General features: G+C 70.6%; 13 protein-coding genes. 7 read left to right on the plus strand and 6 right to left on the minus strand.

Annotated elements, in window-relative coordinates:
- Nucleotides 1-1,404: a sensor histidine kinase gene (locus tag AC0N04_RS06550; protein WP_474279836.1), complete on the minus strand. Its 1,404-nt coding sequence runs from the start codon at nt 1,402-1,404 to the stop codon at nt 1-3.
- Nucleotides 1,391-2,056: a response regulator gene (locus tag AC0N04_RS06555; RefSeq protein WP_474279837.1), complete on the minus strand. Its 666-nt coding sequence runs from the start codon at nt 2,054-2,056 to the stop codon at nt 1,391-1,393. The genes AC0N04_RS06550 and AC0N04_RS06555 overlap by 14 nt, the downstream gene beginning before the upstream one ends.
- A 362-nt stretch (nt 2,057-2,418) precedes the next feature.
- Here AC0N04_RS06555 and AC0N04_RS06560 point away from each other — a divergent pair, with 362 nt between their 5' ends.
- The 5 genes from AC0N04_RS06560 to AC0N04_RS06580 all read left to right on the plus strand — a co-directional run bounded on the left by AC0N04_RS06560 (nt 2,419) and on the right by AC0N04_RS06580 (nt 6,998).
- Entirely contained in the window at nt 2,419-3,348 is a 930-nt protein-coding gene (locus AC0N04_RS06560) for a porin (RefSeq protein ID WP_474279838.1), read from the plus strand.
- Nucleotides 3,349-3,478: 130 nt separating this feature from the next.
- Nucleotides 3,479-4,483 carry an ABC transporter substrate-binding protein gene (locus tag AC0N04_RS06565; protein WP_474279839.1) on the plus strand — a complete coding sequence of 335 codons (1,005 nt, stop codon included), beginning with the start codon at nt 3,479-3,481 and terminating at the stop codon, nt 4,481-4,483.
- A 91-nt stretch (nt 4,484-4,574) separates the two neighbouring features.
- Nucleotides 4,575-5,396: an ABC transporter ATP-binding protein gene (locus AC0N04_RS06570; RefSeq protein ID WP_474279840.1), complete on the plus strand. Its 822-nt coding sequence runs from the start codon at nt 4,575-4,577 to the stop codon at nt 5,394-5,396.
- A gap of 61 nt (nt 5,397-5,457) precedes the next feature.
- The gene (locus AC0N04_RS06575; RefSeq protein WP_474279841.1) at nt 5,458-6,336 is read left to right on the plus strand and encodes an ABC transporter permease; all 879 of its coding nucleotides are present in this window, start codon (nt 5,458-5,460) and stop codon (nt 6,334-6,336) included.
- 98 nt (nt 6,337-6,434) lie between these two features.
- Nucleotides 6,435-6,998, plus strand: a complete 564-nt coding sequence (locus AC0N04_RS06580; RefSeq protein ID WP_474279842.1) for a cytochrome b — start codon at nt 6,435-6,437, stop codon at nt 6,996-6,998.
- 30 nt (nt 6,999-7,028) lie between these two features.
- Here AC0N04_RS06580 and AC0N04_RS06585 read toward each other — a convergent pair whose 3' ends face one another.
- The 4 genes from AC0N04_RS06585 to AC0N04_RS06600 are packed head-to-tail and all read right to left on the minus strand — an operon-like array spanning nt 7,029 to nt 11,829.
- A complete protein-coding gene (locus AC0N04_RS06585) occupies nt 7,029-8,270 on the minus strand; it encodes a M20 family metallopeptidase (protein ID WP_474279843.1) in 1,242 nt (413 codons plus the stop codon).
- Complete coding sequence (gene uraD / locus AC0N04_RS06590) at nt 8,267-10,075, minus strand: 2-oxo-4-hydroxy-4-carboxy-5-ureidoimidazoline decarboxylase (protein ID WP_474279844.1); 1,809 nt, start codon at nt 10,073-10,075, stop codon at nt 8,267-8,269. The genes AC0N04_RS06585 and uraD overlap by 4 nt, the downstream gene beginning before the upstream one ends.
- Nucleotides 10,076-10,079: 4 nt before the next feature.
- Nucleotides 10,080-11,039 (minus strand): allantoinase PuuE, encoded by a 960-nt coding sequence (gene puuE, locus AC0N04_RS06595; protein WP_474279845.1) that lies wholly within the window; start codon nt 11,037-11,039, stop codon nt 10,080-10,082.
- 31 nt (nt 11,040-11,070) lie between these two features.
- Entirely contained in the window at nt 11,071-11,829 is a 759-nt protein-coding gene (locus AC0N04_RS06600; RefSeq protein ID WP_474279846.1) for a GntR family transcriptional regulator, read from the minus strand.
- 138 nt (nt 11,830-11,967) lie between these two features.
- Here AC0N04_RS06600 and uraH point away from each other — a divergent pair, with 138 nt between their 5' ends.
- Both uraH and AC0N04_RS06610 read left to right on the plus strand, forming a co-directional pair.
- On the plus strand, nt 11,968-12,324 hold the full coding sequence (gene uraH, locus AC0N04_RS06605) for a hydroxyisourate hydrolase (RefSeq protein WP_474279848.1): 357 nt from the start codon (nt 11,968-11,970) through the stop codon (nt 12,322-12,324).
- A gap of 335 nt (nt 12,325-12,659) precedes the next feature.
- Entirely contained in the window at nt 12,660-13,862 is a 1,203-nt protein-coding gene (locus AC0N04_RS06610) for a urate hydroxylase PuuD (RefSeq protein WP_474279849.1), read from the plus strand.
- Nucleotides 13,863-13,888 lie beyond the last annotated feature (26 nt).

A 13,888-nucleotide genomic window follows, 5' to 3' on the forward strand; every position in this document is an offset into this window, starting at 1 on the left:
TCACCGCAGGCCGGGGGCGTCGTCGGCCGGGGTCAGGCGGACCCGCACGCACAGGCCGCGCCCCGAGCGCGCCGTGCCCAGCTCGATCTGCGCGCGATGCGCCGCGCAGATGCTCTGGACGATGGACAGCCCCAGCCCCGAGCCCGGCGCCTGCGCCGCCGTGCCGCGGTAGAAGCGCTCGAACACCCGCTCGCGCTCGTGCGGCGGGATGCCGGGGCCGTTGTCCTGCACTTCCAGGATCGCCACGCCGTCGCGCGCCACCCGCACCTCGATCGCGCCGCCGTGCTGGGTGTAGCGGATCGCGTTGTCCAGCAGGTTCGCGACCAGTTCGCGCAGCAGCACCTCGTTGCCGTGCACCCGCACGTCCTGCCCGTCGTCCTCGAAACCGAGGTCGATCGCCTTCTTGCGTGCGGCGGGCACGTGCTCGTGCGCCGCCGCGCGGGCCAGCGCGGTCAGGTTCACGCAGGCGGTCCGCTGATCGGCCAGCATGGCCGGATCGGAACGCGCCAGCAACAGGATCTGCGCCACCAGGTGGGCCATGTCGTGGATGTCGCGCTGAAGGTCCGCCAGCGTCTGCTGCGCCAGGTCGGCCCGGCCCTGGCGCAGGCAGTATTCGATCTGCGTGTGCATTTCCGCCAGCGGCGTCCGCAACTGGTGCGAGGCGTCGTCGATGAAGCGCTGCCGGCTGGCGATCAGGCCTTCGAGCCGGCCGGTGTGCTGGTTCAGCGCCTGGATCAGCGGCCGCACCTCAGCCTGCACCAGGCTGTCGTCGATCGGGCTCAGGTCGGACGAGGAGCGGCGCAACACGCTGTCGCGCAGGCGCATCAGCGGCCGCAGGCCCCGCGCCAGGCCCAGCCACACCAGGACCCCGGTGACGGCGATCAGCAGCCCTTGCCGCGCCAGGCCCTCGATGAAGATCTGGTGCGACAGCGCGTTGCGCGACTCCCCGGTCTCGGCCACCACGATCACGATCGGCTCGGTCGAGGCGACCCGGAAGGGCCGCTTGTACAGCGCGACCAGCTTGATCCGGTCGCCCCGGTAATCGGCCGAATAAAAGCTCGCCTCGTCCGGGCTGGCGGCGGGCCGCGCCGGCAGCGGCAGGTCGTCGTAGCCCGTCAGCGTGCGCCCGCCGGGGCCGACCACGCGGTAGAAGACGCGCTCCTGCAGGTTGGACTCCAGCAGTTGCAGGGCCGCGTAGGGCAGGTCCACGACGATCTGGCCTTCCTGCACCGAGACGTCCTCGGCGATCGTGTCGGCCGACGCGAGCAGCAGCCGGTCGAAGGCGTGGTTGGCGGCCGCCACGGCGGCGTCGTTGCTGAAGTACGCGTTGACGCCGAGCAGCGCCACCAGCGGGCCGAGCAGCCAGCCCAGCAGCTGCAGGCGCAGGCTGCTAGCGGGATTCAAGGACGTAGCCCAGGCCGCGCAGCGTGACGATCGACACCCCCGAGTCCTGCAGCTGCTTGCGCAGCCGGTGGATGTAGACCTCGACGACGTCCTGCCCGGCGGTCGCGTTCATCGAAAACACCTTTTCGTACAGGATGTCCTTGCTGGTGGCCTTGCCGACGCGCAGCGCCAGCACCTCCAGCACCGCGTGCTCCTTGGGGCGCAGCGCCAGCGTGCGGCCGGCCAGCGTGAAGACGCGTCCGCTGCTCTCGTAGGACAGCGGGCCGACCGTGATCAGCGGCAGGTTGATCCCGTTCGCGCGCCGGATCAGCGCCTTCAGCCGCGCCTCGAGCTCGGCGAGCTCGAACGGCTTGACCAGGTAGTCGTCCGCGCCCAGGTTCAGGCCGCCGATGCGATCGTCCAGCCCGCCGCGGGCCGTCAGGATCAGCACCGGCATCGCCACGCCGCGCTCGCGCAGCCGGCGCAGCACGGTGAGCCCGTCCATCGACGGCAGGCCGAGGTCGAGGATGGCCGCGTCGTAGGGCTGCGTCAGCAGCAGGTGGTCGGCGTCGCGCCCGTCGTGGACCAGGTCCACGGCATAGCCCGCCTGCTGCAGCGCCTTCGCCAGCCAGCTGGCGAGCTTGAGGCTGTCTTCGACCAGAAGCAGTCGCATTCGATGTTCCTTCCGTGGCGGTGGTCGTCCGGCGGCGCTGGGGGTTTCCCTAGCGATGGGCAAAGGAAAGCAGCGTGAAAGCTGCTGCCCAGCACACTGCGCCGCGTCGACGAACCCGCCCCCGCCGGCCCCCGGCGCCCACCGACCGAATCGATGTCAGGAGACTGCAGAACCACCCACCTTTTCGCATGCCACCCCGGCTGCCGCCCCGGGCCGCGCGCCGCTCCACCGGCGCCGGCCAGTGTAGGACACCGCGGCGGCGGCCGGCAGCGACACCCGCACCACGGCGTGCTCCACGCACCGCACGGAACGACACCGGCGGGCGCGGGCAGGCCCCGCACACATCACAACGAGGAGACACGATGAGAAAGATTTCCCTGCGCACCCTGGCCGCCCTGGCGGCCGGGGCCGCCGTCGCCACCACGGCGGCGGCCCAGTCCAACGTGACGGTCTACGGCAAGATCGACATGGGCTTCCAGAAGGACCTGGGTACCAGCAACAAGGCGATCGCCGACGCCGTCGGCAGCCGCCTCGGCTTCAAGGGCAGCGAGGACCTGGGCGACGGCATGAGCGCGCTGTTCGGCATCGAGGCGCGCTTCGATCCGTCCACCGGCGCGGCCACCAGCAACTTCTGGAACGGCTACAGCACGGTGGGCCTGCACACCGCCTACGGCACGGTGAACCTCGGTCGCCAGTACGTCGCCGCGTTCTCGCTGATCCAGAACCAGCTCGACCCGTTCGACGGCGAGACGGTGGGCAGCCTGCGCGAGATCGGGCTGCGCCTGGGCGTCGACAAGGTGCGCGTGGCCGGCTCGGTGCGCTACGACTACAGCGCCAACGGCCTGAACCTCGCCGCGACGCTGGGCGAGTCCGACAAGAACGGCGGCCCCGACCGTCCGTACTCGGTCGCGGCCAACTACACCACCGGGCCGCTGTTCCTCGCTGCGGGCCTGGAGAAGCCGGCCGGCGCGTCCGACAGGATCTCCTCGCTGGGGCTGCGCTACGACCTGAAGACGGTGCTGCTGAGCGCCGGCTGGAGCGGCGGCACCACCACCACCGGCGCCAAGACCCACGGCTACCTCGTCGGCGCCATCGTGCCGGTCGGCGCCGGCCAGGTGCGCATGGGCTTTGCAGAGCAGCAGCAGGCCGGCGTGACGATCCACCAGAAGCTCGCGATCGGCTACCACCACTGGCTGTCGAAGCGGACCAAGCTCTACGTCGACGTCGCGAACGACAGCAAGCTCGCGACCGAGAAGTCGGGCTACGACCTCGGTATCAACCACGTGTTCTGACTTGCGTTCACGCACGGGCGACTCGCAGAATCCCCGTCGTGTCCAGGTCTCGTCCCGCGCCGGGCCGTCCTTCCCCCCAAGCCCGGCGCCTTTCCTCGCCCAGCGCGAGACACAACCCAGGAAACACACCATGTCGAAGCAACGCAGCGTGCGCCGCACCGTCCTCCTCGCCGCCCTGACCGCGGCGGCCTCCACCGGCGCGCTGGCGGCCGAGAAGATCACCCTGATGGTCGGCGGCTTTGAAAAGCAGATCTACCTGCCCGCCAAGCTGGCCGAGCGGCTGGGCTACTTCAAGGACGAGGGGCTCGATGTCGCCATCCTCAACGAACCGGCCGGGGTCGACGCCGAGGTCGAGCTGATCGCCGGCTCGGTGCAGGGCGTGGTCGGCTTCTACGACCACTGCATCGACCTGCAAGGCAAGGGCGAGTCGATCGAATCCGTCGTGCAGTTCAGCCAGGCCCCCGGCGAGGTCGAGCTGGTGTCGACCAAGCACCCCGAGATCAAGTCCTTCGCCGACGTGAAGGGCAAGACGCTGGGCGTCACCGGCCTGGGCTCGTCGACGAACTTCCTGACCCAGTACCTGGCCGTCAAGAACGGCGTGCCGCTGGGCGCCTTCACCTCGCTGGGCGTCGGCGCGGGCACGACCTTCATCGCCGCGATGGAGCAGGACAAGATCCAGGCCGGCATGACCACCGAGCCCACCGTCTCGCGGCTGCTGAAGTCGGGCGAGGCCAAGGTGCTGCTGGACATGCGCTCGATGGAGTCGACCAAGGCCGCGCTGGGCGGCACCTACCCGGCCGCCTCGCTGTACATGGAGACGTCCTGGGTCAACAGCCACAGGGAGACGACGCAGAAGCTCGCCAACGCCTTCGTCAAGACGCTCAAGTTCATCAACACCCACAGCGCCGCCGAGATCGCCGACAAGATGCCGGCGGACTACTACGTCGGCGACAAGGCCGGCTACGTCGCCGCGCTGGCCAACGGCAAGGGCATGTTCACGCCCGACGGCGTGATGCCGGCCGGCGGACCGGAGACCGTGCTGGCGGTGCTGTCGAAATTCAAGAAGTCGCTGCAGGGCAAGAAGATCGACCTGGGCAAGACCTACACCACCGAGTTCGTCAAGAACGCCCGGTAAGCCCTTGCGACACCGGCCGCTTCGCGCGGCCGGTGCCGCGGCCCTCCACGTTGCTCCGCGTGCCGACCTGCACGCTCCACCGCCCACCGCCATGCCCGATCCCACCGCCCCCGACAGCCCCGCCATCGAGCTGATCCACACCAGCCGGCGCTTCATGACGCCCGACGGCAAATCGATGACCGCGATTCGAGACTTCTCGATGACGGTCGAGCGAGGCGAGTTCGTCGCCATCGTCGGCCCGACCGGGTGCGGGAAGTCCACCACCCTGAACCTGGTCACCGGCCTGGCCAAGCCGTCGAGCGGCGAGGTCCGGGTCTTCGGCGGACCGGTGAACGGCATCGACCCGCGCATCGGCTTCGCGTTCCAGACCGACGCGCTGTTCCCCTGGCGCAGCGTGATCGACAACGTCGTCGCCGGGCCGCTCTACCGCGGCGTCGCGAAGGACGAGGCCTACGAGCGCGCCCACCGCTGGCTGGCCCGCGTCAACCTGTCGGGCCACGAAGACAAGTACCCGCACCAGCTGTCGGGCGGCATGCGCAAGCGGGTCGCGCTGGCGCAGACCTTCATCAACGAGCCGCAGATCCTGCTGATGGACGAGCCGTTCTCGGCGCTCGACGTGCAGACCCGGGTGCTGATGCACGACGAGTTGCTGAGGCTGTGGTCCGAGGCCCGCGCCTCGGTGCTGTTCGTGACCCACGACCTCGAGGAGGCCATCGGCCTGGCCGACCGCGTCTACGTGCTGACCGCCGGGCCCGCCACCGTCAAGTCGGTCTACCGCATCGACATCCCGCGCCCGCGCGTGGTGTCCGAGATCCGCTACGAGAAGCACTTCATCGAGCTCTCGCAGACCATCTGGAACGACCTGCGCGAAGAAGTCATGATCGGCGCCGCGCGCACCGAAGTGGCGGCCTGACACCATGCCGGCCATCCCCGCACCGAACACCGCCGGCCCGATCCGGCCCCAGGAGACACGCATGAGCAGCCCCGAGCGCGCGGCCCCGAGCAGCACCCATCGACCCGGCACGTCCGACGCCGACATCGAGGCCACCGCGGCCGCCGCCGCGCTGCGGCGCCGGCGCCGGGTCCTCGCATGGCGCTGGGCCATCCTGATCGCGTTCCTCGGCGGCTGGGAGCTGGCCTCCCGGCTGCACCTGATCCGGGAGCTGTTCTTCTCCAGCCCGTCGGCCGTCGTGCTGCGCCTGTACGAATGGGCCACCGAGGGCGCCGACGGCGTCTCGCTCTGGTACCACCTGTGGGTGACGACCGAGGAATCGCTGATCGGCTTCTTCACCGGCTCGCTCGCCGGCGTGCTGATCGGCGTCGCGCTCGGACGCAACAAGATGGCGGCCGACGTGTTCTCGATCTACATCAAGCTGATCAACTCGGTGCCGCGGGTCGTGCTGGCGCCGATCTTCATCATGCTGTTCGGCCTGGGCCTGACCTCGAAGGTGGCGCTGTCTTTCGTGATGGTCTTCTTCGTCGTGTTCTCCAACGCCTTCCAGGGCGTGCGCGAGGCCGACCGGTCGCTGATCGCCAACGCGCAGATCCTCGGCGCCTCGCCGTGGCAGCTGACGCGCACGGTGATCGTGCCGTCGGCGATGAGCTGGATCTTCGCCTCGCTGCACGTGAGCTTCGGCTTCGCCATCGTCGGCGCCATCGTCGGCGAGTTCGTCGGTTCGCGCTACGGCATCGGCTTGCTGATCAACGTCGCGCAGGGCTCGTTCGATGCGGCCGGCATGTACGCCGCGATCGTGATCATCATGGGCGTCGCGCTCACCGCCGAGTACCTGATGACCCTGCTCGAAAACCGCCTGGCCAAATGGCGCCCGGCGCCGCTGCACGACACGGTCTGAGCCCCTCCCCCCAAGGAACGAGGGCCCGCCGCCGGGCCCTCGTTCACATCGCTTAGCACGCTGCTCTTATAGTCACACCGAACTCTCCTGGACGCGTCATGAACCCGCCTTCCCCCACCCGTTACGATCGCCTGAGCCAGGCGCTGCACTGGATCACGGCCGTCGCCGTGGTCGTCGCCTTCATCCTCGGGCCCGACCACTTCGGCCGCCTGATGGATCAAGGGGTCGACCCCGCCACACGCATCGACATCGTCTGGCACGAGTCCTTGGGCAGCCTGGTCTTCGTGCTGACCCTGCTGCGCCTGGTCTGGGTGGCCTTGCGGCCCACGCCGCCGGCCTTTCAGATGTCTCGCGCGATGCACATCGCGTCCAAGGCGGTCCAGGGGCTGCTCTGGGCGCTGCTGCTGGCCCTGCCGATCGCGGCGCTGCTGGCCCTGGGCAGCGAGAGCCATCCGCTGACCCTGCTGGGCGGCCTGCGCGTCGAGCAGATCCCGCTGGTCAAGGACTCCGCCCTCGCCGGCCTGGCCGACTGGGGCGACGTGCACAAATTCCTCGGCGACACCATCGTCTGGCTGGCCGGCCTGCACGCCGTGGCGGCCCTCTTCCACCAGTGGGTGCTGAAGGACGGCGTGATGGCGTCGATGCTGCCCGGGCGCCGGTGATCGCGCTGCGCCGCTGAACCCGGGCGCGATTCAGGCCGCGCCGAGCAGATCCGCCAGCGTGCGCGCCACGACCTGGGTCGCGCGGCGCAGGTCTTCCAGCACGATGTGCTCGTCGGCCCGCTTGGCGTTGCTCTCCAGCACGGTGCGCGGGCCGGCGCCGTAGATCGCGGCCGGCACGCCGGCGGCACCGAACAGCCGCACGTCGGTGTAGAGCGGCGTGCCCGAGGTCTCGATGGGCTCGCCGAAGACCTCGCTGGCGTTGCGCTGCAAGGCCTCCACCAGCGGCGCGTTGCCGGGCAGCGGCTTCAGGGCCTCGCACATCAGCATGCGGCGGATCTCGACCGTGATGCCGGGCATCGCCGCCGCCGCCTCGGCGATCACGCGCCGCACCTCGGCCTCGACCTCGGCGCTGTTCTCCTCGGGGATCATGCGCCGGTCCAGCTTGAACACCACCTTGCCCGGGATCACGTTGGTGTTGGTGCCGCCCTCGATCAGGCCGACGTTCAGGTACGGGTGGGTGATGCCCTTGACCTGCGAGCGAATCGATGGGTAGCGCTGGTTCTGCGCATAGAGCGCGGCCAGGATGGCCACCGCGCCCTGCAGCGCGTCGATGCCGGACTCGGGGATCGCGGCGTGGGCCATCTTGCCGTGCACCGTCACCTCCATCTGCAGGCAGCCGTTGTGCGCGGTGACGACCTGGTAGCTGAAGCCGGCGGCGATCAGCAGGTCCGGCTTCGTCAGCCCGCGCTGCAGCAGCCAGCCCGGGCCCAGCTCGCCGCCGAACTCCTCGTCGTAGGTGAAGATCAGCTCGACGCCGCCCCGGCGCGGCGCGGCCACTGCCTCCAGCGCCCGCACCGCGAAGGTGTAGGTGCTCATGTCGCACTTGCTGACCGCCGAGGCCCGGCCGTAGAGCCGGCCGTCCTCGATCTCGGCGCCGTAGGGGTCGTGGGTCCAGTCGTCGCCGGGCGGCACGACGTCGCCGTGCGCGTTCATCGCGATCGTGCGGCCCTCGCCGTACTTGCGCCGCACGACCAGGTTGGTGATCGACGCCATGCCGTAGGCACGCACCTCGGCCTCGGGCACCGGGTACTTCTCGGCCGCCAGGCCGAAGCCCTGCAGCAGCTCGGCCAGACGATCGGCGTGCGGCGCGTTGTTGCCCGGCGGGGTCGGCGTGGGCACCCGCACCAGCGCTTGCAGGAAGCGCACCTGCTCATCGAAGTGGGCGTCGATCCAGGCGTCGAGCCGGGCGTGCAGGTCATCGGATGCGGTCATGCGAGGTCTTCCGTGGCAAGTTGGTCGAGCAGATGGTTGAAGGCCAGCACGGCGAGCTCGGCGTCCTCGCTGGTGATGGCTTCGAGCGGGTTGTGGCTGATGCCGGCGTTCTGTCCGCGCACGAACAACATCGCCTGCGGCATCGCCTCGTGCAGCTTCATCGCGTCGTGGCCGGCGCCGCTGGGCAGGTGCAGCACCGGCAGGCCCAGCGCGCTCACCGCCGCCTCCCAGCGCTGCTGCCAGGCCGGTGCGCTGGGCGCCGCCGACGCGCGCATCGTTTCTTCGAGCACCCGCTGCAGGCCGCGCCGCTCGGCGATGCGCGCCGCCTCGGCCAGCACGTCGGCGGCGCAGGCGTCGCGCACCGCGTCGGTGGTGGCGCGCAGGTCCAGGCTGAAGCGGCAGCGGCCCGGCACCACGTTGATCGAGCCGGACGGCACCTCCAGCTGACCGACGGTGCCGACCAGGTCGGGCACCGCCGCGGCGCGTCGCTCGACGTACAGCGCCAGCTCGGCCGCCGCGGTGGCCGCATCGCGCCGCGCGTTCATCGGCGTGGTGCCGGCGTGGCTGGCCATGCCGACGTACTCGCCGACGAAGCGCACGCTGCCGTTGATCGAGGTGACCACGCCCAGCGGCAGGTCCAGCGCGTTGAGCACCGGGCCCTGCTCGATGTGGACCTCGACGAAGGCCTGGTAGCGGCTGGGGTCGCGCCGCAGCGCCGGGATGCCTTCGGGCCGCAGGCCGGCCGCGGCCATCGCCTCGCGCATCGGGATGCCGTCGGCATCGCGCTGGTCCAGCCAGGCCGGGTCGAACTGCCCCACCAGCGCGCCCGAGCCGAGAAAGGTCGCCTTGTAGCGCTGGCCCTCTTCCTCGGCGAAACCCACCACCTCCAGGTCGAAGGGCAGGCGCCGACCCTGCGCGTGCAGCTCGCGCACGCAGGCCATGGGCACCAGGATGCCGAGCCGGCCGTCGTACTTGCCGCCGTTGCGCACCGTGTCGTAGTGGCTGCCGGTCAGCAGCCGGGGCGCGCCCGGTTCGCTTCCGCGGTAGACACCGACCACGTTGCCGACCGCGTCGACCTGCACCTCGTCGAAACCGCAGTCGTCGCGCATCCACTGCGCCAGCCGCTGCGCGCAGGCCCGGTGCGCGTCGGTCAGGTAGGTGACGCTCAGCTCGCCGCGCTCGGCCGCGCCGGCGTCGGAGAACTCGGCCAGCTGCTCGGCCCAGTCCCACACCTGGTGGCCCCGCGCGGGCGTGACGCCGAACTTGTCGCCCAGGCGGATCTCGGCGATGCGGTGGATGTTGCGCAGGCACTCGGCCAGCTCGAAGTCCGGCGGGTTGCCGAGACGACGCTCGAAGGTGGCGATGATCTCCTGGCGGCCCAGCCCCAGGCCGCGCGGCCCGCGCACCGCGAGGATGAAGGGGAAGCCGAACCGGTCGTTGTAGGCCGCGTTGAGCTGCTGCAGCCGGGCGAATTCCTCGGGCGTGCAATCGGTCAGGCCGGCCCGGCCTTGTTCGTTCGTCGACTCGGCGGTCAGCGTGCGCCTGACCATGGCCTTGCCGGCCAGCTCGGGGTGGGCGCGGATCAGGCCGAGCTGGGCATCGCGGCCGGCCTCGCGCACCACCGTGGCCATCGCCTGCTTCAGGTGCGCCAGGCTCTTGAACGGCCGCTGCGCGGCGGCGCGCTCGGCGATCCAGGGCGAATGCTCGTAGGTGCCGTCCAGCAGCACCGCCACCTCGTCGGGCGTGGCGGCGTTGAGCTGCTCCAGCGTCAGCGCCGCGGTGGACGAAGGGGTCGGGCGCGTCATCTCGTCACTCCCAGACAAAGGCGGTGGCCGCATCGAAGGGATGGGTGGCCTTCCAGTGCCGCGCGATGTCGATGCGCCGCGTCACCCAGACCCGGTCATGCGCCTCGACATGGTCCAGGAAGCGCTGCAGCGCGCGCATGCGGCCCGGCCGGCCCAGCAGCCGGCAGTGCATGCCGATGCTCATCATCGCGGGGAACTCCTCGCCCTCGGCGTAGTGCACGTCGAAGGCGTCGCGCAGGTACTCGAAAAACTCGTCGCCGTGGCTGAAGCCCTGCGGCAGCGCGAAGCGCATGTCGTTGCAATCGAGCGTGTAGGGCACGACCAGGTGCGGCGCCAGCGCGCCGTCGGTCTTGCGCACCTGCAGCCAGAACGGCAGGTCGTCGCCGTAGGCGTCGCTGTCGTACTCGATGCCGCCGGCGTCGACCACCAGGCGGCGGGTGTTCGGGCTGTCGCGGCCGGTGTACCAGCCCAGCGGACGCTCGCCGGTCAGCCGCGTGATCGCGTCCAGCCCCAGGCGCAGGTGCTCGCGCTCGACCGCCTCGGGCAGGCTCTGGTAGTGGATCCAGCGCCAGCCGTGGCAGGCGATCTCGTGGCCCAGCTCGACGAAGGCCGCCGTGACCTCCGGGCAGCGCTCCAGCGCCATGCCGACGCCGAACACCGTCAGCGGCAGGCCGCGGCGCTCGAACTCGCGCAGGATGCGCCACACGCCGACCCGCGCGCCGTACTCGTAGAGGCTCTCCATGCTCAGGTGCCGCGCGGGGTAGCTGGCCGGGTTGAACATCTCCGAGAGGAACTGCTCGCTGCCGGCATCGCCGTGCAGAACCGAGTTCTCGCCGCCTTCCTCGTAGTTCAGCACGAACTGCAGCGCCACCCGGGCGCGGCCGGGCCAGTGGGCGTCGGGCGGCAGGCGGCCATGGCCGCGCAGGTCGCGCGGGTAGCGGGCGGGGGCGAGGGGTCGGGTCATGGGGGATCGCTGGTGTGGGGACGGCCTGGCCTCAACCGCCCAGTTGCAGGGCGGCGGCCAGGTCCGGCGCGCGCGGGTTGAGGTTCAGGTTGCGCTCGACGCTGTGCAGGTGCTGCTCCATCAGCCGCGCCGCGGCGCGGGCGTCGCGCCGGTGCAAGGCCTCGACGATCTGCTCGTGCTCGTCCTGCGAGGCCTGGGCCGAATGGGCCGACTGGTACATCAGCGCGATCAGCGACGACCGGCTCAGCAGGTCGGCCAGCAACTGGGCCAGCACCTCGTTGCCCAGCAGGCGCGCCAGCAGCACGTGGAAATCGGCCAGCAGGCGGGTGCGTCCGGTCACGTCGGTGCGCGCCAGCGCCTCGCGCTCGCTGCGCAGGTGGCTGCGCAGCGCGGCGACCTGCTCATCGGTGACGACCGCGCAAAGCTGGCGCACCAGCGCCGCCTCGATCATCGCGCGCGCCTCGAACACCTGGCGCGCCTCCTCGGGGCTGGGCGTGGCGACGCAGGCACCGCGCGCCGGCGTCAGCGTCACCAGGCGGTCGCGGCTGAGCTGGTTGAGCGCCTGGCGCACCAGCGTGCGCGAAACCTTGAACAGGTCGGCGATCTTCTGCTCGGCCAGCTTGGTGCCGGGCATCAGCCGGCGCTCAATGATGGCGGTGGTGATCGCGTCGACGATGCGCTCGGTCGCGCCGGCCGGCGCCGCCTCGGCCACGGCCGCCCGCCGGGCTGCGCGCGGCGGCGCCTTCGCGGCGGCACGCGGCGGACGGGGAGAGCGGGACGGGACGGGCATCGGTGGGGCGCGGGTGCGAGTCACCCGGAAGCGTTGACCTGGACACCAAAGTGTATACACTTCTGGCCGAAGCGCAAGCCACGCGACGCACCGCGATCGCCCCGCACGCACCACCCCGGACCCAACCAGGAGGCCACGATGGGCCATCTCAGCACCCATGTGCTCGACACGATGAACGGCTGCCCCGCCGCGGGCATGGCGGTGACGCTGCAGCGCCTGAAGGGTGCGCAGGCCGAGACCGTCAAGACCCTGACCTTGAACGCCGACGGCCGCAGCGACGGCGGCCCGCTGCTCGACGCTGCCGCGATGGCGGCCGGCCGCTACCAGCTCGTGTTCTCGGTGGCGGCCTATTTCCGCGCCCGCGGCGTGGCCTTGCCCGATCCGGCCTTTCTCGACGAGGTGACGGTCGCCTTCGGCATCGCCGACGCCGACGGCCATTACCACGTGCCGCTGCTGGTCAGCCCCTGGGCCTATTCCACCTACCGCGGCTCTTGAATGGGGCACCCGGTTGCGGGATACCGCAACCCCCTCCGGGAGGGGAGCCCAGGCCGCTTCGGAGCGGCCGTGCGCTGGCCTGGGTGGCGCACCCGGTCGCGGGGTACCGCAACGGGCACACCGCTTGCATGGCAGATTGCGTCGGTTCTTCGGGTTAGCCTCTAGCCATGGCGCGCTGACGACTGTATACACTTTCAACACGTCGCCGCGGAGCCCGCGGTGGCCGGCCCCAGGCCGGCACCCGGTTGCGACGTCCACCCTCACAGAGCCCGCTGTGGTGAGGGCCGTCGCCCTGGCATCGTTTGCCGCGACGGCCTGTCTTTCGTGAGGCCACTGTGGACGCATACCTTCTCGACTGGGCCAACCTGCTGCTGCGCTGGTTGCACGTCATCACCGCCATCTCCTGGGTCGGCTCGTCGTTCTACTTCGTCTGGCTCGACAACCACCTGGTCAAGCCGACCTCGCAGGACCTGCTCGACAAGGGCGTCGGCGGCGCGCTGTGGGCGGTGCACGGCGGCGGCTTCTACAACCCGCAGAAGTACCTCGGCGCGCCGAAGAAGATCCACACCGAGCTGCACTGGTTCTACTGGGAAAGCTACTCGACCTGGCTGTCGGGCTTCTCGCTGTTCACCGTGCTCTACCTGTGGAATGCCGGGACCTTCCTGATCGACAAGAGCGTGCATGCCTGGAGCCCGGCCGCCGCGGTGGCCGCCGCGCTCGGCTTCCTGGTGGCGTTCTGGCTGATCTACGACCAGCTCTGCCGCCGCCTGGGCGAGCGCGAAGGCGGCGACGGCCGGGTCGGTGCGCTGGTGTTCGGCTTCGTGGTGCTGGCCACCTGGGGCGCCTGCCAGCTCTTCGCCGGCCGTGCCGCCTTCCTGCTGGTCGGCGCGATGATGGCCACGTCGATGAGTGCCAACGTGTTCTTCTGGATCATCCCCGGTCAGCGCAAGACGGTCGCGGCGATGACGGCCGGCCAGACGCCCGACCCGATCCACGGCAAGCGCGGCAAGCAGCGCAGCACGCACAACACGTATTTCACGCTGCCGGTGCTGGTGGCCATGCTCAGCAACCACTACGGCGAGCTCTACGGCCACCGCTGGAACTGGCTGATCCTGGTGCTGCTGATGCTGGGCGGCGCGCTGATCCGCCATTTCTTCGTCAGCCGCCACAAGGCGCACATGGCGGGCGCGAGCATGCCCTGGCGATGGGCGGTGGCCGGCATCGTGCCGCTGCTCGCGGCGATCGCGCTGGGTGCGCCGTGGGACCGCCTGGGCGCCCAGGCGTCCACCGAACCGCCGCCCCGCTTCGCCCAGGTGCAGGCCATCGTCACCCAGCGCTGCGTGATCTGCCACAACGCCCAGGTGCAGAACAAGGGCATGGACTTCCACACCCCGGCGCTGATCCTGGCGCACGCGGTGCAGATCCACCAGCTGGCGGTGGTCGAGAAACGCATGCCGCTGAACAACGCCACCCAGATCACCGACGCCGAGCGCGCCGCGCTGGGCCGCTGGTTCGACGCCGGCGCGCCGGCGCAGTAAGCCCCGGTATCCGCGCAGGCCGGCGG

The sequence above is a fragment of the Ideonella sp. sgz306126 genome, from assembly GCF_056032705.1.

Bases quoted from the DNA above. Each gene is read 5' to 3' on its own strand.
- AC0N04_RS06555 (WP_474279837.1), bottom strand. From the start codon at position 2,056: ATGCGACTGCTTCTGGTCGAAGACAGCCTCAAGCTCGCCAGCTGGCTG.
- AC0N04_RS06560 (WP_474279838.1), top strand. From the start codon at position 2,419: ATGAGAAAGATTTCCCTGCGCACCCTGGCCGCCCTGGCGGCCGGGGCC.
- AC0N04_RS06565 (WP_474279839.1), top strand. From the start codon at position 3,479: ATGTCGAAGCAACGCAGCGTGCGCCGCACCGTCCTCCTCGCCGCCCTG.
- AC0N04_RS06570 (WP_474279840.1), top strand. From the start codon at position 4,575: ATGCCCGATCCCACCGCCCCCGACAGCCCCGCCATCGAGCTGATCCAC.
- AC0N04_RS06575 (WP_474279841.1), top strand. From the start codon at position 5,458: ATGAGCAGCCCCGAGCGCGCGGCCCCGAGCAGCACCCATCGACCCGGC.
- AC0N04_RS06580 (WP_474279842.1), top strand. From the start codon at position 6,435: ATGAACCCGCCTTCCCCCACCCGTTACGATCGCCTGAGCCAGGCGCTG.
- AC0N04_RS06585 (WP_474279843.1), bottom strand. From the start codon at position 8,270: ATGACCGCATCCGATGACCTGCACGCCCGGCTCGACGCCTGGATCGAC.
- uraD (WP_474279844.1), bottom strand. From the start codon at position 10,075: ATGACGCGCCCGACCCCTTCGTCCACCGCGGCGCTGACGCTGGAGCAG.
- puuE (WP_474279845.1), bottom strand. From the start codon at position 11,039: ATGACCCGACCCCTCGCCCCCGCCCGCTACCCGCGCGACCTGCGCGGC.
- AC0N04_RS06600 (WP_474279846.1), bottom strand. From the start codon at position 11,829: ATGCCCGTCCCGTCCCGCTCTCCCCGTCCGCCGCGTGCCGCCGCGAAG.
- uraH (WP_474279848.1), top strand. From the start codon at position 11,968: ATGGGCCATCTCAGCACCCATGTGCTCGACACGATGAACGGCTGCCCC.